Consider the following 21,365-nt stretch of genomic DNA (forward strand, 5'->3'; position numbering starts at 1 on the left):
TGCAGACTGTCATATTTCCGAGGGACTGAGCCAGCGGAAGCTTACAATTTCGAAACGGCGTCCGAACGCCTTGTTCACCGGTTGAGCCACTGGGTTTGCAAGATCAGGGGCTTCCCGCGAATCCACATACGCCCTCGTCCGGCGCACCACCGCCTCACAAGTCGCGCGGCTCACGACCTTCCCGTCCTTGTCCCGGGCGTCCCCATGGGCACGGATCGTGAAGGTGTCGTCACGGGCAGACAGGATCGGCGCGATCGGACGCAGCACGTCGGCCTGTCGCGTCCAGCCAGGCAGGCCGTAGGCGCTCTCCCCTTCGGCAGCAGCCGGGAACTTGTACTCTGCCTCGCCGGCACGCGGCGGCATGGACGACGCATTGTTCGAGAGGAACTCGATCGAGGAATAGAGATTCGTGGAACCACGCTTCGCAAGTTGGTTCAAAGCGGCCTGCACCGCTCCCGCCAAGGCAAGCTCACCGGAAGAAAGCTGGCGATTGATGAATTCCGACAAGGAAAGGAAGGGCCCGCGGATCCGGACTTGGTTCACGATCTCCTCGGCCAATGCATCGATGACCTTGTCATCAAGCACCCGATAGCCCGCGAACTCGGCGGCTTCCGGGAAGGACCCCGAAGATCCTTGCGACTTCGCCTCCACATCACCCGCGATGGTGAAGCGCGAGACCGGGTGATCGAGATCTCCGGAAACGTCCACACTCCAGGACGCCCCGGATTCCTGAATATAGGGTACCTTCTGGTTCCGGGCATGACCAAGCAGCGCACGCCATGCAGTGACCGACGTCGAATTGACGTTGAACATGCCCTCCACTTCCAGGCGCGAGGCAATCGTCTTCCACGAATTCGTGGCGCGCACGTAGTCGTTATACAGCTTCGTGGCATTCGATGCATCCTGGGCCATGCCGATATCTTCCCCGATCGGTTGGTAGGCACGATTCCCGAGCGGAGTCTTTCCGCTCACGAAGTCAGTGTAGGTAGCCTGCATGTTGCGACCGGCCGTACCGTAGGTGTCCGGATCGGGAGCGATGGATGAGAAGAACCAGTCATCGAAGAGAATGTGGTTCGCGCAATAGCTGTCATCATGCTGGAGATTGACCGCCAAGCCCGCATCGGCGCTATTCACCACCGCATTGGACGGCAGCAGCGGGCTCGCGTCACTATTGCCGATGAGGTTGAAGGCAAAGGGCGGGATCGGATTCTCATAGCGCAGGTCCCAGTTCTGCAGTTCGCAGATCGACTGCAAGGGGCGCACCGGGATCTCCGCGATCACGCAGCGGGAAAGCCCGTCCGCCTTGTTGAATCCCGTCACAATATAGCCGCGCCCCGAGGTATCGCTCGCATTGGGCAGATTGCTATCGTTCGGCGTGAGCTTGATGAAGCTGTAGTCGAAAGGCGAATTCACCGGATGGGAGGTGCCGCCGTAGTGACGCGCGATCGTGGTTTCCACCAGATCCTTCGATCCCATCGCCGTGTAATTCACCAGCGGGCTCGATTGGACAAAGCCCTTCGCCGGGATGTGGGTCTTACTGGCCATCCGGGCGCCAAAGACCGTCGACAGGAAAGGCACAGGATTGTTGATCGCGTTGCTCAGGCTCACCTCGGAAAGGTCCGTGAGCGGCTTGTAGATCTCATTCGCCACCGCCGGCGTATAGGTCATGCGATACGCGAGGAGGTGCTGTGTCCCCCCGGAGGCAAACATGTCCATGAAGATTCCCACACCCTGGCTGATATCGGTGTAGATCGTGTCGAATTTCGCGTCCGCCTTGACCAGGGACGAAGGGCTCACCGACATCGCCTTGCCTCCCACACCCAGCACTTGGAAGAAATGGCCGCCCTTCGCCCGATAACCTTGGGCAAGCGGCAGGGACGTCGCTGCCGATACCGGCGTCGTGCTCTGCGGGCTGAAAACACGGGTTTCACCTGGCTTCAGCACGAAGGTCGAAGGAATCTCATACCGCAGCGTGTCCGCGGTGGACATCGCCGGCTGGTTGTTGACGCCTCCCGTCGTGAGGCTGGTGTAGGTCGGCGTCGCGGTTCCGTTGACCGTATAGTGAAGCGCCACCGGAAGCGGCTTCGGGATCGTGAAAGACAGCGTCGAGCTCGTGCTGATCTGCACGCTGTACGGATTCCACATCGTGATCACCGGGGTCACCAGCAGACGCGGCTCTACATTCCCGGCCGGAGTCGCGGCCGCCGCCGCGGTGTGTGAAAATACCCACTGCACCCGGGCCACTACTGGCAGGATCCGGACCTTGTGAAGGAAGTTGAAGGTATTGCCGGTATCGTAGATCGACACCGCAGACGTCGCGATCCTGTTTGCACCCGATGGGCTTGCGGAGATCCGCTTGTAAGCGGTGGCGTAGTCCTTGAGATTTTCCCAGCTGCTCACCGGACCGTGACGATAGATCGGAATCTCCGTGGTTCCGCGATAGGAAGACCATGGGTAAATCATCGACTTCCCTGAGGTCGGATTCGAGGAGGTCGGCTTGGTGAACATGATGTCCTTCTGCGGGGTACCGCGGAAGAGGGGCAGGTTCGAGCTCGGCACGGAGGTCCAGTTCTCCGTCAGGATGGAGAGATCTTTTCTCCACCCGCCGGTCGCCGTGTTGGTCAGCAGACCCACGGAGGAGACCGAGAGATCATGGTAGAATTCCTGGGAAACCCTCAGGGTGTCCTCCTTGCCCACGAAGTCGCTCAGCAGATGGGTCACCGCCTTTTGCGCGGGAGCCGCATCATCGAAAAGTTCCTCCATGCGGAAGATCTCGGGGTTTGCCGTGGAGTGGCTCTTCGCCATCACCGACCAGCGCGCCGCGTTGTTTTCCGTCGGCTCATAAGGCTTCGGCATCCTCGCCTTTTGGTTCTCACCGGAGATCCACCAGGCAAAGGCACCATTGTTCGCCGGATCGTTGATCTCCGTGGGATCGAGGTGGACCTGCAGCTTCTCCCGGTTTGGACCTTCACCGACACTACCAGGCCCGAGCAAGGCCACCTTGTCCCTGCCCTTCCCGGTATCCGGGATCTCGTCCTTGCCCGTTGAGACCAGCCACGCGAGGAAGCGGTCCTGCTTTCTCGCCGCATAGTTGCCCGGCGAAACGGGCCGGCCCTGGGAGTCGTGATCCGTACCCTCCCAGCTCTTCCACACTCCCACCACCGGCGGGTTCTGTTCATCTAGAATATCCGCCTTCGCGGTCACGCGGGTGTCGGTTCCCGCTTGCTTCTGGAGTTCACCGATCGCCAGCATCAGCGACATCCGTGCATTCGCCTTCGCCTGCGCCGCGTATTCACCGCGGCTGCCGCTGCGAAGCGAAATCGACGACAAGCTCAACAGGCCGATCGCGAGCAGCGTCATCAGCACGCAAAGCGACAGCGTGATGATCAAGGCAAAGCCCGGGACGTTACCCGGGGAGGGACGAACGACGCGCGAAAAACCCAAACGCGCGGCATTCATTCCATCCCCGGGTGCCCGGTCCGGAAGAGAGGGGGAAAAAGCATCCTTCGGATTCTTCATTGCATCAGAAGAGGTCCGGGTTCAGGCACTGCGCACGCAGCTGCCGTGAAAGTTTTCTTTCCATTGCCCTGGCGTCAGGCCCAGGTGCTCTTTGAAAAGGCGGCAGAGATTCTTCGCATTGCGCAGGCCGGTCTCCATCGCCACGGGCTCCAGCTTCAGGTCATCCTCCTTCAGCATTTCCGCCGCGGCTTCGATTCGCCTCGCCAACAGGTCCTTCCCAACCGTCGTTCCCCTCGCCGAACGATAGAGACGATGCAGGGATCTCACCGACATCCCGCACTCTCTCGCCAGCGAAGAGATGGTATGCGGCCGGGAGTAGTCCTCACGGATCGTCTTGATCGCCTTCGAGATCCCCGGCGGGAAATCGCACTCGATCCCGTCGAAGGAAAACTGCTGCACGGATACCACAGCGGGGACGTATTCCATCCCGGTGCCCTCTTGGTCGTCCGTGAAAGCATCCGATTGGGTTATTTGGAGTTTCATGGGTTTTGACCCGCGCGGATAAATCCGGCGGATCATCTGTCCATATCCCAAACTGATGTTTTTGAATACCTAGGTATTACTATAGGTATCCCGCAAATAACTAAAAATCAGCAATTTACCCAAATCCCAAGAATGATAGATTTCCCGGGATTCCGGTGTCATGGCGACCCTTCAGGCTCACGCTTCATGTATTTCAGCACCGCCTCAGTTCGGGTGCGCACATGAAGCTTCCGGTAGATATTACCGAGGTGGAAGCTCACCGTTTCCATCCGCACCCCCAGCTCGTGGGCGATCTCCTTGTAGAGGTAACCCTTCGCCAAAAGATCCAGCGTCTCCTTCTCCCGCTGGGTCAGATGGTAGTCCTCATCCGGCTCAGCCACTGGAATTTGGAAATGCTGCACCACTTTCCGCGCGATGCCGCTCGACATCGGAGACCCCCCCGCCACCACGTCTTCCAGCGATTCCAGAAGCTTTGCATCGATGTCCCGCTTCAGCACGTAGCCGGATGCCCCGGCCGCCAAGGCCTCGAAAACGCGGTCGGCATCCTCGAACACCGTCACCATTAGGAACTGCGTCTTCGGGCAGAGCGGCTTCAGCTTTCGCAGCAGTTGGATGCCGGAGAGCCCCGGAAGCTGGATATCCACGATGCAAACATCCGGCGGCTCTTTCTGGATCGCGGGAATCGCGGACTCCGCGCGTCCGTAGCAACCGGTGACCTGCCAGCGGTCGGAACTGGAGACCGCTTCGCGAAATGTCTCACGCAGGGCGGAGTCGTCCTCAATGATGGCAATCGTGCGCTTCTCGAAACTCATGTTCTTGGCAATGCCGCAACTTTCGGCAACTGGCAACGGAAGACCGCGCGCGTTCCCTTCCCGGGCACCGAAGCGATGACACAAGACCCGCCCAGTTCCTCGAAGCGTGCCGCCAGATTATGCAGGCCGTTTCCTTCCTGCGGAGCCATCGTATCGAAGCCGCGGCCGGTATCCACAACCTCCGCCAAAAGCATGTCATCCACCATGCGCAGGCTGAAGCTCACCTCGCAGGGACCCGCATGCTTCAGCACGTTGTGAAGAGCCTCCTTCACCCCCAGCGCGAAATGATGCCGGAAGTCGGACATGATCGGCAGGGCCGGCAGATCCTGCGGAATATCGATCCGCAATTTCGCGTGGCTATCCCGGAAAATCTCCTGCGCCACCGCAGCGAGGTGCACCGCGAGGTGATCCAGCGTGTCATTGGAAGGATTCACCGCCCACACCAAGCCATCCATCGCGGTCACCAGATCCCGCGCGGCAGTTTCCAGCCGTAGCACCTGCTGCCTTGCCCGCTCCGGATCGCCCTCGATCGCCCGCCGGACAAAAGATGCCGCCAGATTCAGCACCGTGACACGGGTCCCCAAGTCGTCGTGCATGTCCCGGGCGATCCGGGCACGGTCTCGCTCCAGCGCATGCTGCAGCCGCACCGCCGCGAGCCGGTGCCGCGTGCGCCGCCGATAGGCAGCGAAGAACATGAGCCCGACCATCAGCACTCCCGCGGAGACCGCCACCGGCATGAACCACCCGTGCTTGTAAAACGGCTGCTGGATGATGATCGGGAAGGAAAATTGCGTGGTTCCCGGATCCGCCTCCGTCCCGATCGCGATCGCACGAAAGGTGTATTGCCCCGAAGGCACGTTCATGTAGGTCGCTCGTAGCAAAGCCCCCGGGATGACGTTATAGGCCTCCGACCAACCGAGCAGAAAGGTCTCCCCTCCCCGCGCCGGACGGACATCGAGATCGCTTACCGAGGTCCACATCGCCGAGTGATCCTGCTCTGCATCCAGCAAGCCCAAGGCACTGTTTCCAATCAGCTGCATCACCCGCGCGATGGCTGGCTCCGTCCCGCGCCGCTCCCAGCCCGCGGGAATCCCGCCAATCTGGTTGATGCGTTCCCCGTAGCTGAAATCCCCGTTCGTCCAAAGGTTGGTCGTGGGATCGCTGGAGCGAGCCAGAGAGAATTTGTCGATCACCCAAGTTCCAGTGGTGTCCGGAGTTCCCGAGGAAATCGACACCCGCAGCTTCCGCGTCATCTCCGGCACGAAGAGTGGCTCCGTGCGCCGCACCATTGGCGAATTGATCGCATCGATCTCCCAGCCCTGGCTCGATCCTGTCACCGGGAAGACACGGCGGGCGAGCAGCGCACCGGAGGCATCCAGCATCTCCCACTCCATCGTCATGCCACGGGCGGAGGGATACCATTCGTCATCCAATCCTTCGAGACGGCAGCGCACCGCCAGGGGATCCGCCGTCACCCCGCTGAGAAAGCCGAAATCGAAATCAAGCCGGTGATTCCCCGCGCCGAGCACCAGTGGCGCCCCGCCATCGGGAATAGGAACCGGCACCTCCCCCACCAGCACTTGCTGAAGCATCATTTCCAGCTTCGGCTTCTTCGGCGGTGTCCTCTTCGTGATCTCCTCCGCCCGATACTTTGCGTCCTCGCTAACGAAGCAGAAATCGTAAGGCTTCCGAGCAATCCCGCTGATCCGGACTTCGTCGATCGATCCAGGAAAGAACTCCCACGGCCCGTAGATCGAACTGAACTTCCCGGAGTTCCCGATCGCGAAGTCGCCAAGGTTCCGGCTGAGATCCGCGGTCAGCGTTCCTTGGCCGATCAGGTTCGCGGTCTCGTTTCCCGCACTCAGGCGCGTCCAGTAGAGCTTGAGATTGTTGACCGCCGTTTCGCGGCCGTCGTACGCCACCGCCACGTGATACCACTCGCCCGTCCGGATCGCATGAGTGCCACTGGTGGGAATCGTAGCGAGACCGCCCCCTCGCACCGCATCCCCGGAAATCGGCAGGAAGCTCAGGAAGCCGGGCTTCTCGATCCGGAAAATGAAGACCCGGTTCTTCTGGTCGTCATCGTCCATGCTCACGATGTCCAGTGCCAGCCCGGGAGAATCTTCCGGCAGGAAATCAAGTTTGATCAGCGCCTCGATCGTGAAGGCCCCGTCGCTGCCGGTGATCGGGAAGGGAGCATCGACATTGTCCTTCGGGCCATAGTCCAGCGAAGGCTTGGCGAGCAGGATCGGTCCATAGGGCCTCCGGACACCGCTTCCCTCGTTCTGCTGATCGTGATTGAAGGCCACCGCGGCGCCGAACCCGGGAAAGGGCGCTTGGCTCGCCTGCGCCCCGTTGATTAGTCCGAGAAGCGGTGTCGGGCTCACCCCATCATCCTTGAAGGGCGGTCCCGCTTCATCGAGATGCCAGAGGTGAAGCGTTTGCTCATCCGCGGTGTACGGCAGGAATGCAGGAGCTCCGTGGGCGGGAATCCCGATAGCTGCAAAAAGCATCACCAGCCACTTCCTTGGGAATCCACGTCGCATCTTTTGTCAAAAGAAACGGGCCGCGCCGCCATTGCAAGCACGCGCCGAAACGGCGGTCGCGAACTTTGAACATCAAGGCCTCCTGCTTGGTCATAATTAGCGACTCCCGAAACCGCCACTCCCCCCGAGATGACCGGAATCCGAGACTTGAATGCAGTACGCCTACCTCATCCTGCCCGGCATTGTGTGCTGCGGGCTTGTTTTCGGGTGGTTCCTCGCCCGCGCCTTGGAAAAACGGTACGATCGCGCAAGCCTATCCAGCTCGGACGAAATTCTGGATGAGCTGGAGCTGGCGTACACCCCGCGGCGTGGCATCGAGATTCGAACCCAGACCGAGTATCTTCCTTTTGTCTTCGGCTGCATTCTTGAGAACGTCGATTCCGGTTTTGAAGACAAGCAGCTCCGCAGCTTGCTCGACCGGATCGTGGAGCAGGAGCCCGATAAAACCCGGAACGCCTTGATCCCGGTAAAGGTCAGTGGCGTGCGCAGCGAGATCGATCTCCAGTGGTCCCGTGACAGCGAAGATTGCGTCCGGCTTTTCGTTCTTGCAGCACCGAAGGTCATTCGCGCCCTGAAGAAGAAATCGAAGACCATCCCGCGCGCCCTGATGGGAAACTAGGCAAGTCCCGAGATGAGCCGGAACCGCCCTCTCCGAGTTATCATTTCACGGGATTAAGACTGACATCTCCGGCTCCTCGAACTATTCGGAAGCCGCAGCATGACGGATGACCAATTCGACGCAATGGTGGCCTCGCTCGAGGCCCGCTATCAAGGCAAGCACCCCGCACTCGCGCGCCGGGCGGCGTTCCTGGCGATCTTGGGATATGCGGGCTTGGCCTTCTTTCTCATCGCCGGCGCAGCCATTGCATTGCTGATGATCGCCTGGGTCATCTTTTCGCCCAACCTCCTATCGATCAAAATCGGAGCCTTGCTCGGCATTCCTGCCGCCATTCTCACCTGGTCCGTCTTCCGCGGCCTCTGGGTCAAGCTTAGCGCTCCTGTGGGCGTGGAAGTGAAGCGCGGGGAATCACCCGCCCTCTTCAGCCTCATCGACAGCATCTCCAAGGAAGCCGGCGGCGTGAACTTCGATACCGTCTTGCTCACCGGCGACATGAATGCCGCAGTGGTTCAGAATCCACGTCTCGGGGTTTTCGGATGGTATAAAACCTATCTGCTCCTCGGCGTACCATTGATGGACTCCATGGCGCCGGAAGAGTTCAAGTCCGTCCTCGCCCACGAATTCGCCCACCTTTCCCACCAGCACGGACGCCTTGGCACATGGCTCTACCGTCTCCGCGCCTCATGGCTCCGGGTCATGGCATCCCTGGCACAACACGGTGCCCCCAAGCCGGTACTCGCCTTCATCAACTGGTTCTGGCCACGCTTCAATGCCAGCGCCTTTGTCCTTTCGCGCAGCCAGGAATATCAGGCGGATGCCTTTGCAGCCAAGGTGACTTCCCCCCAATCCTCCGCGATGGCCTTGCAGCGGCTGGTTGTCGATTCCCGTCGCTTGGATGATGGTTTCTGGGACGAAATCGGAGCCGAAACTTCGACCAGCTCCTCGCCTCCCCACGATGTGTTCCACCGGATGCACGCCTTCCTCGGGACCATGCCTGACGCGCCGCTCGCCACCCGCTGGCTCACCGGTGCACTGGCCATGAAGACCAATACGGCTGACACCCATCCCGGACTAAAAGATCGCCTCTCCGCTCTCGGCGTCAGCATCCAGCCCGATGCCGTGCCGCCGCTTCCTGCTTCCCGCGCCTCGGACGCCTTCCTTGAGCCAGCATTGATCAAATCGGCACGCGATCACTTCAGCAAGGAATGGCACATGGGCATCGGCACCCATTGGCAAGAAACCCATCGCGAGAAACTAAAACTGATAAAAAGGCTGGAAGCCCCCTTCCCCGGAACTCCCGATGGACGTTGGAGCGAAATTGCGGTGAGAGCCCGCCTCTTCGGCCCGAGGAAGATCCAGGAAGAGATTGTCCACTTCCTGGCCGATCACCCCGATCACGTCACCGCGAACTATGCACGCGGCGTTTATCTCGCGGAGAAAGACGATCTTGCCGCAATCCCTCACCTCGAAAAAGCGACGGTCCGTCCGGGGCTCCTCCACAATGCTTTGGGCGCGATGGCGGGCCTCTACGACCGCCTTGGCCGGGCCGGGGAGATTCCAGGCCTCAGAAGACGCGCCCAATCCCGCGAGGCCCAAGTGGATCGGGCCATGCACGAACGATCGGAAATCAGCGCCACCGACCGCTTTCTGCTGCCTAAGCTTTCAGAAGAAGAAATGGCCGAGTTTGTCGGCCTCGTCGGGCAACACCACGAAATCAGAGCCGCTTGGCTGGTACAAAAGCACGTGGTCGAATATCCGGAGTGGCGGTCTTATTTTCTCGTCCTCGACATGGATCCGCGCGTCTCTCAGGAGACCGGGATGAAGATCCTCCAAGAGGTGGTGGAGGACGTGTCCATCGATGCCCATGTCCTCGCAATCCGGAAAACCCCGGACAATGCCAAGGTCGTCGCGACCATCGTCAAGATGGATGGATCCGCCCTGCAGGTCTCCCACGGCAAATAAAACGGATCCATTCCCACCCCGCCACCGCGTCGTCGGCATTCCGGCCTTGGTGACAGTAGAAAGTTGCCCCGTCAGATCCCAAGCTTGGCGGCAGCATGCGTAGTGCCCACGGGTCAATGTCCTATCAAACTCCGTTCGCGGATCAACTGCTAGGCGGCGTTCCATCCGGGGAACCCTGTTAATTTTTCTGATTTTAACAGGTGTAACAGGGCCGAAGCGGCAGAGGTCCCCGCCGTCGCGCGATGGAGCACGCAGGGCCCCAATCAATACAAACATCCATCTTGCGGGGATCGACCGGGCATTCTTCTATCAGGGTAGTCCGCTAGATGGCGGGCCATCCACGTACTCCTCTCGCCATGAAAACAGGCTTCTTCGCCCTTCTCGTTCTCGGCTCAAGCTCCTTGGCCGCTCTCGCCGGCGCGCCGACCAACACCAGTGTCCAGGTCTTTAAAGGGACCATCAAGTCGCAGTTCCAGACCCTTGATGGTTCGGAAGAAAACAAAGGCACATTCTCCACCTTCGCCTACTACATCCAAAGCCGCAGCGAAGGCCAGGAACGACTGCTCGTCGTGAACCAGGCGGACAAGGTGTTCTTCGTCGAGAACAGCAGCGTCGCGACCTTCACTCTCGCGAACGGAAACAAGCAGATGTTCAGCCTGCGCACCAACGACCTAAAGGAGCAGGTGAACGGCACCGGCTCATTGCTCGGCAAGGTCAAGCCCGGCACCTACAACGGGGTCTCCATCGATTTCCACACTCCGGTGCTCACCTACGAGTTCCATTCCTACAACTCGGCAACCTTCCCCTACTCCGCACGCCACGACAAGGCGACGTTCAAGATCGACAAGCCCATGATGAATCTCATTTACGAGGACGGCTCCACCAATGTGGCGGATGCCCTGACCGACGTGATCAACTTCCTAGCAAGCAAGGGCTACGTGGGACTTCCTTAGATCAATCACCTCTGCACACGTGGACCTTCCCTATTATCAAGTCGACGCTTTCTCCAGCCGCCTTTTCGCGGGCAATCCAGCCGGCGTCTGCCTGCTGGAAGAGTGGCTTCCGGACGCAACCCTGCAGTCCATCGCCACGGAGAACAACCAATCGGAAACGGCTTTCGTCATCGTCCGGCAAGATCACGTGGATCTGCGCTGGTTTACTCCCGTAGTGGAAGTGGATCTCTGCGGTCATGCCACCTTGGCGGCGGCCCATGTCCTCTTCCGTCACCAGAACTACAGCGGCGATGAGATCCAGTTTCATACTCGCTCGGGAATCCTGAGGGTTCTCCGTCGGGGAGATGTCCTATCCCTCGAGCTACCCAGTTGGCCCGCCGTCGCCTGCGATGCACCGGCGGCGCTGGTGAAAGGATTGGGGAAAGCTCCTCTTCTCACTGCAAAGGCGCAGGACTTCCTTGCGATCTACGAAACCGAAGAAGAGGTGCGGAACCTGCAGCCGGACTTCGCCGAGTTGAAGCGCCTGGATGCTCGAGGAATCATCGCCACTGCTCCGGGCGAAGAATGCGATTTCGTTTCGCGCTTCTTCGGCCCTGCCGTAGGGGTCAATGAGGATCCCGTCACCGGTTCCGCTCACTGCACGCTCGTGCCGTATTGGGCGGAGCAGATCGGCCGCACCGAACTCGCGGCCCTCCAGATTTCCGCGCGCGGCGGTGAGCTCACCTGCTTCCTCCGCGGTGACCGGGTAACGCTTGCCGGACGGGCGAAGACCTACCTCTCCGGAACCATCCATCTGGCGGTCGCAAACAAGCCCCTCCTCGGCAGCAACAACACCGATTGAACAAGATGAAGAAAGCGCTTCTTCTTACTCTGATCGCTTCCAGCACCGCAGTCCTCCACGCCGGAGAAGCCTCGCCCGCGAGGACCGAAGACAATGTCGAATTCATCATCGGCCCGAACTACGCCGATGCTCCGGAACTATCGGTGAAGGACGATGTGCCACGTGGCGAGATCCACGAATTCACGATGAAGTCCGGGGATAGCCAAATCTACAAGGGCATTGCGAAACGACAGAAGGGCACGGTTCCCTACGAGCGAAAGGTCGCGGTCTACATGCCGAAGCAATTGCAGAAGGATAAGCCCGCTCCCTTCATCGTCGCTCAGGACGGTCTCGGCTACATGAGCGTCCTGCCCAAGGCGCTCGACACGCTGATCCATGAGAAGCGTGTTCCGGCCATGGCCGCAATCATGATCGACTCCGGTGGCGGGGATGCCCAGGGAAGCCAGCGTGGACTCGAGTACGACACCGTTTCCGGCACCTACGCCGAATTCATCGAGAAAGAGGTCCTGCCACGGATTGAGAAAGACTACGGATTGAAGTTCACCGGCGACCCCGATGGCCGGGCCACGATGGGAGGAAGCTCAGGCGCCGCCGCCGCCTTTACGATGGCGTGGTTCCGTCCGGATCTCTATCACCGCGTGCTCAGCTATTCCGGCACCTACGTGAATCAGCAATGGCCGGAAGACCCGAAGACTCCGCACGGTGCTTGGGAATACCATGATACCTTGATCCCGAAGGCGCAGCCCAAGCCGATCCGCATCTGGCTTCAGGTCAGCGAAAACGACAATGGCTCCAAGCTCGATGAAGCTTCGTTTCACAATTGGGTGATGGCCAACCAGCGGATGGCCGCAGCACTCAGAAAGAAGGGCTACCAATATCGCTACGTCTATTCCGAAGCCGCCGGCCACACCGACGGACGCGTCACCCGCCAGACCCTTCCCGGTGCCCTCGAATGGCTGTGGGAGGGCTACCCGGACAAATTGAAAACCGCCAAGCCGGAAAACTAAGTGCTCAGAGCAATCGCCATCGCCGATGATGACGGACTCGTGGGCAATCTCGAATCCGACCCTGTCGATCTTCTCATTTCCCTCGGGGATCTCTGGGACGCCTCGATCGACAAGGCGGTGGCCAGCTATAAGCCGCGCCGCACCTTTGCTGTGAGGGGAAACCACGATACCGATGCTCCCTTTGCACGGCACATCACCTCCCTTCACTACACGGTCGAGCATTTCTCCGGGTTGAGCTTCGGCGGCTTCAATGGCAGTTGGCGCTATAAGCCGCGCGGACACCATCTCTTCGAACAGCACGAGGTCTCGCGGATGTTGCGGTCCTTTCCGCGCGTGGATGTTTTCGTGGCCCACAATTCTCCACGCGGCATCCACGAGCGGGATGGCGAGGTCCACCAAGGCTTCGACGGGTTTCTGGATTACTTGGAAAAGCAGAAGCCACGGTATTTTCTCCACGGCCACCAGCATCTGAACCAGATCAGCCAGATTGGGGAAACGCAGGTCATCGGAGTTTTTGGGGAGGCCCTGATCCAGCTGGCCTAAGGGCCGGGATGCGAGGACGACTGCGATTGCTGAAGGTCTCCAGCTCCATCGAAGAAGTGATTTTCCCGGCAGGGCGGAATTTTTTCTGCACTGCGCTTCCTTCCGAAAGAACCAGCGCCCGAAGCTTACCATTTCATCAAAAAGCAGCGCCAAAACAAGGCCATCGGTGTCAATTTCGTGGCCAAGCCGGACTTTTTTTCGGGGCAAAATACCCGCTTTTAGGCCGCGGACATACGGCCTTTCCTGACGATCCTTTCACCCGGATCGTCAGCCCCTTTTTGATAAACGAGGGGCTCAGGCACGTAGTTTGCTCCGCCCCGAGGCGGGCTAACACTCCCACCCGAAACATGAATACACCGCAACACACCCCGCTCCCGGATAGCGTCAGCATCGCTGCCGAACTGGAGCTTGATGGCACTTGGAATACCGAGGCCATCTCCGGACTGATCCGATCGAAGTGCGTGCTCGGCGAAACGCCGGCATTCCTCTTCCTCGGTCGCAAGGAAGCCGCCCTGCTGCGTGAACACCTGGCCAAGGCCTTCGGTGCCGAAGCCGTCGCCACCCTCCGCGATACCTACTACATGGGTCTCGAGGTGGTGGAGATCGAAAGCGAAAGCTTCGTCTTCGCCGGTGGCCGCAAGGTCGTCCGCACACTGCAGGATCCGATCTCCCGTCGCCCCGCATGGCGCGATCGTGAGACCGAGACCATGTGGCAATTCAGGATCTGATCGATCCCGGCTGTCGCCCCCGTGCCTTCCGAATGATGGAAGGCACGGGGGCGAAAAACCCACCTGAGCCGGGTGCGTTTCGTTTCTGAAGGCCCCTTTCAATGGCCACCACATCGACAGCTCGTCGGAACAAGATCCGGCGCTGCGATCTTTCCACCATCGTCCGCCGCATTGCTCTCCAACGACGGGAGAGCGGGACGCACGCTTGCTTGCACCTTCTGTCTCGCCACTCGGTAAAAGGCAGCACTCGCGCTTTGCGGTTCGATCCAGGTGAGGCGGCTTCCGTCGCCCGGCAATGGCAGAGGAAGCGGACTCGACCACACGGAGAGGTTCGTGCTACGATAAATCTGGTAGTTGAATCCCGTCGTTGAGGGAATGCGGAGTCGTGGACCCGCATTCATCTGCACTTGGAGCACGGGAGTGGGAGGCTCGATCTCCCACCCCATGTCCTGAAGGATCGAAAGATCGAGATCCGTGGGCACATAAAAGTTATTCGAGTGGGGAAGATTCGTCACCATCAAGGGTGCCAGAGAGGCGCCATGCGTGCGGCCAAAGATCCCGAGAGCCCGGCTGTTCACGCCGATCGGAAACAGGTGCGAACCATCGGTGAGGACTTGGGCTCCGAAGGATTGGGCGCTTAGAGGTCCGGTACAGACACCCGTCACGGAAAGCGTGGTCCAGCTGTTCTGCGGCAGGAATGCTCCGATTCCCAGGATGTGCGCCAACTCATGGAGCGCCACTGACACCGCATCCGGGCCGGCGGTTCCCGTCGCACTGGTCGTGGAAAAATTCCAGTTCGCTTGGGAGGAATTGAAGAAAAGAGCGCCACCCCACGGCGCGAAGTCAGTCGGATTCGCAGTAGGAATCACAGTTCCTCCCGATTTCACAAGGCGGATCGCCCCTGCCTGGCCGCGGTTGTAGACTTGGTTTCCCCACGGATGTCCGCTGTTCAGGCCCTCCGCCGAGAGCCCGGTGAAACCACCGGGGCCTGCCTGTGCGGCAGTGCCAGGAGGCAAGACGGCACTGCCCACGAAGATGATCAGGGTGTTCGCCGGCACGATCATGTTCGTCTTGCCAGGAACCGGAACCGCCAACCCGCTTATAGGGTCTGCATAAGTTGGTGTCCAAGTCGCGCCGGGATATTGCGAGGGGTTGATTGCGCCGAGTTGGTCGACAATCAGATCCTCGTAGAAATCGGCAACTCTCCGCAGAGCCTCCTTGGCTCCCGGCCGGTTGAAAAACCCGGATGCATCGAGATCATACCGCAGGTCAATCGTCAGGCACGAACCTGCGACAGGCAGCAATAACAAAGCACAGGCAAGCGATCTGGCCACACGAGGGAGGGGCAGCGGTGAGATCGTAAGGGGGCAACGAGCCAAACCTCACACAGGGCATCACCGCTGGCAAACCAGATCGCGTCTTAGGGCTTCTTCACTTGGGCAGGAGCCATTAGATAAACTACGAGATCCCGAACTTCTTCGTCAGAGAGCCCCGAAAGCAGTCCCTCCGGCATCATGGAAAGTCCGAGCGGCTTGTTGGTCTTGATGTCTTTCTTCAAAACCTTCGTTTCGATCCCCACCATGCGCAGGACGAGCTCGCTATCGTTCTCGGAAGCCAACATTCCGGTCACGGTCGAACCGTCGTTCTTCTCAATCATGTGAAGTTCGTAGCCTTGGCCGATCAGAGCGTTCGGATCGAGAACGTTGTCCAGCCAGTGATCGAGGCTTCCGCGCTCGCCACCGGTGAGTTCCGGGCCGATGTCAGCACCTTCGCCGAAAAGTTTGTGGCAGGCGGCACAGGTCCGATCAAAGATGGCACGGCCTTTTGCGGCATCACCCTTTGCCAGCACGTCGGCGGTTAGTTTGGATTTCCACTCGCTCGCCAGAGCACGTCGGGCCGCTTGATCCGCGGTCTGCTCTCCCCAGATCTTCACCACCGCTGCCTGCATGGCTTCATCCTTCACCTCGCGGAGACGTGCCACCGCATCCGCGGGCACGTCCTTCACATAGAGTTTCTTGGCATCCAGCCACTGCATCACCCTCTTGGCCCTTCCCTCACGCGCGGCCAAGCGGCTGACGGCAAGCTTCTCGTCGGGAGAAAAGCCCGCCACGCGATCATCGGTCGCAGGGTCATCCAGCAGGGCAGGCCGCGCCAGCAGCACCGGCAAGCGCAAGGCCGGATCATCCATCAGGCCGGCCAGACGCTTGGTGTCGCCTTTTTCCAACGAAGGCGTCAGCAATTTCAGGGCCTCGAGCCGTTCCGCCGTCATCGCTTTCCGATCCTCAAGCTTCGACCAGAGCTTCAGCACGGCTTCTCGATCTCCGGAGCGGGCGAGCAAGGCCTCGGCCTTGGATCGAAGAGCGGCATCGCTGCCTGCTTTCAGTTTCTCAATCACCGCCTGCTGTTCCTCCGAAAGCCGCTCGTCCGGCTTCGATTCCAAGCGTGTGGCAATGGCGTCGAGGACAAGCGCCCGCTTGTCCGCGGCACTCACCAGCGCGCGGATCGCCGCATCGGGCGAATCCAGACGGCGCACCGTCCAATTCACCAGGCGGCTATCCGGGCAAGACAGGGCAATCTCGATTGCGCGTTTGTCGAATCGGGAAACCAAGGATTCAAAACCGAACCAGAACATGCGTGTCAGGTTCGGATCATCCGCAATCATCTTCGGTGCGAGTCGTGCCGCCATCTCGATCGTGAGATCGGCGGGAAGCTTCTGCAGGGCCGAGCAGAGCGAAAGCAGCACCACCGGTGACTTCTCGGTGGCGGCCGCATCCATCCATGCGGTCGCATCCGCAGCAATGCTGCCCTGCGCCGCAAGACGAACCGCCCATGCCCGGACCCACTCGCTTCGATCCGTGAAAAGAGAACGATCTATCGGAATCCCGCAGGAGGCTAGGCACCACAAGGCACGTAGCCGGCGCGTCTCATCGGAATGCCCGAGCAGAGTGTCCTCAAGGAACTGCCGCGCTTCGTCGTCCAGCTTGTGACCGGAGTTCACCCGCTCTTGCAGGATCCTCCGTCCCGTTCTCAATGCCCATTCATCACGGGTCACCTGCAGGCGAGCGAGCTCGATGTCAGCGAAGAGAGTAAGATCCCCTTTCCATGGCTTCTGGTCGCCGTGACGCAGGCGGAACATACGGCCGTTGCCACGGTCCCAACGCTCCGGATCAGGGCGGTGGCAGCTTGTCTCGTCGTGCCAATCGGTGAAGTAGAGCGCACCATCGGGCCCGGGCTCGATTGCCACACCGAGGAACCATTCGTCCATGGACAGCATCAGGTCGGGGGCATGTTTGCCTACCCAGCCCGAACCCTTCTGCTCCAGCACGTCACGGTTGAGACGGTGACCATGGATATTGAAGAAGATCGCGCTATCCCGGAACTCCTTGGGAAAGGAATCGCTCAGACAAATGGCGAAACCGCAATGGGCATGACCGCCCCCGGCATCGGAAACTGCTTTCGAAATCGCATTCTCATGTCCCCAGTGGGCATGCTCGCTGATATCGCCGGTCCAGTGCCGGTGATCCGCGATGGTTTCGATGGGATCATAAATGTGCGGATTGAAGTGCGAACCCGCCTGGCGCTGGTAGTAGCCGCCGGGGATGATGTGCCAGAGGTGAGGAATCACGCAGGCCTCCACGAAAGCCTCGCCGCGGTCGTTGAAATCAAGCCCCCACGGATTCGAAGTTCCGTGCGCGAAGACCTCGAACTTCTCGGTGCCCGGGTGGAATCGCCAGATCCCGGCATTGATCGGGATGCGCTCCTTGTCCGGTGTGCCTGGCTTGCCGACCCGCGAATGGGTGAAGACACCGTGGCAGCCGTAAAGCCAGCCATCCGGTCCCCAGATGAAGGAATTCAGGGTTTCATGCGTGTCGTGATATCCCCATCCATCGAGGAGGATCTTCGGTTCGCCATCCGCCTTGTCGTCGCCGTCCTTGTCGGCAAGGAACATGAAATAAGGCGCCGCCCCCACATAGAGACCGCCGAAGCCGGTTTCGATGCCGCTTACAAGGTTAAGCCCTTCGGCGAAGACCTTCTTGGTTTCAAAACTGCCATCCCCGTCGCCATCCTCGAAAATGAGGATCCGGTCCTTCCCTTCCCCTTCCGGAGCACGCTTCGGGTAGGTCATCCCTTCTGCGACCCAGATCCGCCCACGGGCGTCGAAGCACATCGCGATCGGTTGGACGACATCCGGTTCGCCCGCCACGAGATCGACCGCGAAGCCGGGCGGCACCTTCATCCGCGAGGCCGCTTCCGCGAGAGGAGCGCCCTTCACCATTTCCGATTGGGCAACAATGACATTCGGGAGGAGGAACGACGCAACGGTTGCTATGAAACGCATTTGAAAAATACCGCAATAGAGTGGAGCGACTTTCAAGCTCCCAATCGTGCTGTCACAGAGAAGCTAGGACTAAAGTCGGATTGCTCTAATTTTTGCGGATTCTCACCGTGATCGCATGACGGTCGCCCCTACCTCCCCTGGCGATACCGACGCTCTGCGCCTGGTAATCGAAGGAACCGTGTCCGAAACCGGGCCGGGGTTCTTCCGCGCCCTTGTCCGCAATCTCGCCTCGGTGATGGGAACCAGCGGTGCCTGGGTCACCGAATACTTGCCAGACAACAATCGGCTCCGGGCTCTCGCCTTCTGGCTCAATGGCAGCTTCTTGGAACACTTCGAGCACGATGTGCCCGGCACACCCTGTGAAGCAGTCCTCGTGGAAAAGCGGCTCGTCCATTATCCAGATCGCGTCGTCGAACTTTATCCCGATGACACCGATCTACAGACGTTGAATGCGGTGAGCTATCTGGGTGTGCCACTGTTCGATTCAGACGGCCGGATCATGGGGCACCTCGCGGTGCTCGATTCGAAACCCTTGAGAAAGGAGATGCGTCTGATTTCTCTCTTCGAGATCTTCGCCGCCAGGGCCTCGGCTGAATGCCGTCGCTTGCGCATCGAACAGGAAGTACGGGCACGGGAAGAGGAACTCTCTTCTCTCCTACAGGGTGCGATGGATGGAATCGTGGTACTCGACGACTCGCTGAGAATCGTCCGGGTGAATCCGGCAGTGCAGCGTTTGTTCGGCTATCAACCCGAGCAGATGATCGGGCAAGAGGCGAAGTGGTTCCTCGCCGGCGACAGCGCGAAGCTGCTTACGGAGTGCATTCGCCAGCCCGGCGGGCCTGAGCGCCAGGTATGGATTCCCTCACGGCTCACCGTGATCCGCGCCGATCAGAGCCGCTTTCCAGCGGAAGCCACGCTTTCTTCCTTCGAATGCCGGCGCACCCGCTTCTTTACGCTGATCTTGCGCAATATCGATGAGAGGATCGAGGCGGAGCAACACATCGCGCGGCTTTCCTCGGAGACAGAATACCTCCGCAAGGCCCTGGCCGATGAGACCGGTGTCGACGAATTGCTCGGCAATAGCCCTCCCATGCTCTCGCTGAAAGCCGCGATCCAGCAAGTGGCTACCACCGATGCGACCGTGCTGATTCACGGGGAGACGGGAACGGGCAAGGAACTTGTAGCGCGTGCGGTTCACACCTCCAGCCATCGCAAGGACAAGCCGATGGTGCGGGTGAATTGCGCGGCAATTCCGGGCTCTCTGATGGAAAGCGAGTTTTTCGGACATGAGAAGGGAGCCTTCACCGGAGCGGTGGCAAAGCGTGAAGGCCGTTTCGCACTGGCCGATGGCGGGACTATTTTTCTCGATGAAGTCGGCGAACTACCGCTCGATCTTCAGGCGAAGCTCTTGCGCGTCTTGCAGGAAGGGGAGTTCGAATCGCTGGGAAGCGTGAAGACCCGCAAGGTGGACGTTCGCGTGGTGGCCGCGACCAACCGCGACCTTGCCAAGATGGTGGCAGAGGGCAGTTTCCGGGAAGATCTCTACTATCGTCTCAATGTCTTTCCGCTCGCGGTTCCGGCCTTGCGGGAACGCACTCAGGATCTCCCCCTGCTCGCAGCCGCCTTCCAAGAACGCTTCTCACGCAGGATGGGATGCAAGTCGGAGGCATTGCACCCGGAAGAGCTTCGGCGTCTTGCTGCATACCCTTGGCCCGGCAACATTCGCGAGCTTCAGAATGTGATCGAACGCGCTATCATCCTCGCGCCTGGAACGCATCCCGATCTTGTAAAGGCACTGCCCGGGCAATGTTGCGTGGAGGCACCGCGCAGGGATGAAACGAAAGATGAAAACCGGGTTCTAACAGCTTCTGAGATCGAAGAAATCGAGCGCAGCAATCTCCAGCGCGCGCTGGATGTCGCCAGCGGAAAAGTATCCGGTCCCAAGGGTGCTGCTGCTCTGCTCAACATCCCACCTTCGACCTTCACGTCCCGGATGAAAGCACTGGGCGTTGAACGTCAGCAAGAGTCTCGAAATCCCGTGAGCCCGGCCCGCGGGATTTCGTGAGACGCGAAATCTCGCGATGGGAGGCCTTCCCATCAAAACAGCCTGTTCCACTCAAACCGAATAAGTTACACCTTCGCTCACGTTTGGCACAAGCCAAGCAAATGGTGATTCGCCTCCGCACTTCCAACCCGCGGACCAAACCAAGAAACACCATGAAGACGAACAGCAAGCACATCAACGGCATCGATACCGAAGCCCTCGGCAATGCGGCCCAAGCGATCGCGAACGATGCATCCCAAGGCCAGACCAAATGGCTCGTTTCCTCACACTGGAAAGGCGGCACCCGTTCGGATGCGAAGGTGAGTGAATACCACCTCGCCGGACAACGCATCGCGAGGAACTTCACCATCTCCATCGACGAACCGCTCGAACTCTGCGGAGCCAACCAATACGCGAATCCGCAGGAGTATCTGCTCGCAGCACTGAATGCCTGCATGATCGTGGGCTATACCGCCCTATGCTCGCTGCAAGGGATCACGATCGACGAACTGGTGATCGAAACCGAAGGCGACATCGACCTTCGCGGCTTCCTCGGACTCGATCCCACGGTGAAGCCCGGCTACGATGGTCTGCGCTATACGGTCCATCTCAAGGGCAGTGGAACTACGGAGCAGTTTGAGGAGATCCATCGCAAGGTCATGGCCACCTCTCCGAACTACTTCAACATCGCCAACGCCATCCCCCTCCAATCGCAGCTTGTGATCGGCTCCCTCGCCGAAAAGCACGCTGCTTGATTTTCCAGATCCGCCGGCGTGTCCGGAGACGAACACGCCGGCCCTCCCATCCTCCTTCCTCTCATGAAATCCAAACTCCACCGGTGGACTGGCATCTCCGCGGAGACCCTACTCGTCATCCTGACGGTCCTTCTGCTCCTGACTCTCGTGGCCCGCGGAGACGGGAGCCACGCTTTCCCCACCCCGGACCTGGCCGGGCACCCGTGAGCTAACT

16 protein-coding genes are annotated in these 21,365 nt (G+C 59.9%); 10 read left to right on the forward strand and 6 right to left on the reverse strand.

Features of this window, described 5'->3' with window-relative positions:
* Nucleotides 1-9 precede the first annotated feature (9 nt).
* The 4 genes from HHL09_RS06785 to HHL09_RS06800 all read right to left on the reverse strand — a co-directional run bounded on the left by HHL09_RS06785 (nucleotide 10) and on the right by HHL09_RS06800 (nucleotide 7,360).
* The gene (locus HHL09_RS06785; protein ID WP_169453813.1) at nucleotides 10-3,519 is read right to left on the reverse strand and encodes a hypothetical protein; all 3,510 of its coding nucleotides are present in this window, start codon (nucleotides 3,517-3,519) and stop codon (nucleotides 10-12) included.
* 21 nt (nucleotides 3,520-3,540) lie between these two features.
* Nucleotides 3,541-4,002, reverse strand: a complete 462-nt coding sequence (locus HHL09_RS06790; protein WP_169453814.1) for a helix-turn-helix domain-containing protein — start codon at nucleotides 4,000-4,002, stop codon at nucleotides 3,541-3,543.
* Between the two features lie 158 nt (nucleotides 4,003-4,160).
* Entirely contained in the window at nucleotides 4,161-4,814 is a 654-nt protein-coding gene (locus HHL09_RS06795) for a response regulator (RefSeq protein ID WP_169453815.1), read from the reverse strand.
* Nucleotides 4,811-7,360, reverse strand: a complete 2,550-nt coding sequence (locus HHL09_RS06800; RefSeq protein WP_169453816.1) for a histidine kinase — start codon at nucleotides 7,358-7,360, stop codon at nucleotides 4,811-4,813. Before HHL09_RS06800 ends, HHL09_RS06795 begins: the two co-directional genes overlap by 4 nt.
* Before the next feature lie 151 nt (nucleotides 7,361-7,511).
* Here HHL09_RS06800 and HHL09_RS06805 point away from each other — a divergent pair, with 151 nt between their 5' ends.
* From HHL09_RS06805 to HHL09_RS06835, 7 genes are all read left to right on the forward strand, one after another.
* The gene (locus HHL09_RS06805) at nucleotides 7,512-7,979 is read left to right on the forward strand and encodes a hypothetical protein (RefSeq protein WP_169453817.1); all 468 of its coding nucleotides are present in this window, start codon (nucleotides 7,512-7,514) and stop codon (nucleotides 7,977-7,979) included.
* Nucleotides 7,980-8,078: 99 nt separating this feature from the next.
* On the forward strand, nucleotides 8,079-9,941 hold the full coding sequence (locus HHL09_RS06810; RefSeq protein WP_169453818.1) for a M48 family metallopeptidase: 1,863 nt from the start codon (nucleotides 8,079-8,081) through the stop codon (nucleotides 9,939-9,941).
* Nucleotides 9,942-10,297: 356 nt separating this feature from the next.
* Complete coding sequence (locus HHL09_RS06815) at nucleotides 10,298-10,894, forward strand: hypothetical protein (protein ID WP_169453819.1); 597 nt, start codon at nucleotides 10,298-10,300, stop codon at nucleotides 10,892-10,894.
* A 19-nt stretch (nucleotides 10,895-10,913) separates the two neighbouring features.
* Nucleotides 10,914-11,735, forward strand: a complete 822-nt coding sequence (locus tag HHL09_RS06820) for a PhzF family phenazine biosynthesis protein (protein WP_169453820.1) — start codon at nucleotides 10,914-10,916, stop codon at nucleotides 11,733-11,735.
* A 5-nt stretch (nucleotides 11,736-11,740) separates the two neighbouring features.
* A complete protein-coding gene (locus tag HHL09_RS06825) occupies nucleotides 11,741-12,742 on the forward strand; it encodes an alpha/beta hydrolase (RefSeq protein ID WP_169453821.1) in 1,002 nt (333 codons plus the stop codon).
* The gene (locus HHL09_RS06830) at nucleotides 12,743-13,285 is read left to right on the forward strand and encodes a metallophosphoesterase family protein (RefSeq protein ID WP_169453822.1); all 543 of its coding nucleotides are present in this window, start codon (nucleotides 12,743-12,745) and stop codon (nucleotides 13,283-13,285) included. It begins immediately after the preceding gene.
* 347 nt (nucleotides 13,286-13,632) lie between these two features.
* Nucleotides 13,633-14,013 carry a hypothetical protein gene (locus HHL09_RS06835; RefSeq protein WP_169453823.1) on the forward strand — a complete coding sequence of 127 codons (381 nt, stop codon included), beginning with the start codon at nucleotides 13,633-13,635 and terminating at the stop codon, nucleotides 14,011-14,013.
* 98 nt (nucleotides 14,014-14,111) lie between these two features.
* Here HHL09_RS06835 and HHL09_RS06840 read toward each other — a convergent pair whose 3' ends face one another.
* Nucleotides 14,112-15,347 (reverse strand): hypothetical protein, encoded by a 1,236-nt coding sequence (locus HHL09_RS06840; protein ID WP_169453824.1) that lies wholly within the window; start codon nucleotides 15,345-15,347, stop codon nucleotides 14,112-14,114.
* A gap of 86 nt (nucleotides 15,348-15,433) precedes the next feature.
* Nucleotides 15,434-18,352 carry a PVC-type heme-binding CxxCH protein gene (locus tag HHL09_RS06845; RefSeq protein WP_169453825.1) on the reverse strand — a complete coding sequence of 973 codons (2,919 nt, stop codon included), beginning with the start codon at nucleotides 18,350-18,352 and terminating at the stop codon, nucleotides 15,434-15,436.
* A gap of 115 nt (nucleotides 18,353-18,467) precedes the next feature.
* Between HHL09_RS06845 and HHL09_RS06850 the strand changes: the two genes are divergently transcribed.
* The 3 genes from HHL09_RS06850 (at nucleotide 18,468) to HHL09_RS06860 (ending at nucleotide 21,358) form a co-directional block, all read left to right on the forward strand.
* Nucleotides 18,468-20,417: a sigma 54-interacting transcriptional regulator gene (locus HHL09_RS06850; protein ID WP_169453826.1), complete on the forward strand. Its 1,950-nt coding sequence runs from the start codon at nucleotides 18,468-18,470 to the stop codon at nucleotides 20,415-20,417.
* Between the two features lie 152 nt (nucleotides 20,418-20,569).
* The gene (locus HHL09_RS06855; RefSeq protein WP_169453827.1) at nucleotides 20,570-21,151 is read left to right on the forward strand and encodes an OsmC family protein; all 582 of its coding nucleotides are present in this window, start codon (nucleotides 20,570-20,572) and stop codon (nucleotides 21,149-21,151) included.
* Nucleotides 21,152-21,214: 63 nt separating this feature from the next.
* Nucleotides 21,215-21,358 carry a hypothetical protein gene (locus HHL09_RS06860; protein WP_169453828.1) on the forward strand — a complete coding sequence of 48 codons (144 nt, stop codon included), beginning with the start codon at nucleotides 21,215-21,217 and terminating at the stop codon, nucleotides 21,356-21,358.
* Nucleotides 21,359-21,365 lie beyond the last annotated feature (7 nt).

This window comes from Luteolibacter luteus (genome assembly GCF_012913485.1).
Lineage (GTDB): Bacteria > Verrucomicrobiota > Verrucomicrobiia > Verrucomicrobiales > Akkermansiaceae > Haloferula > Haloferula lutea.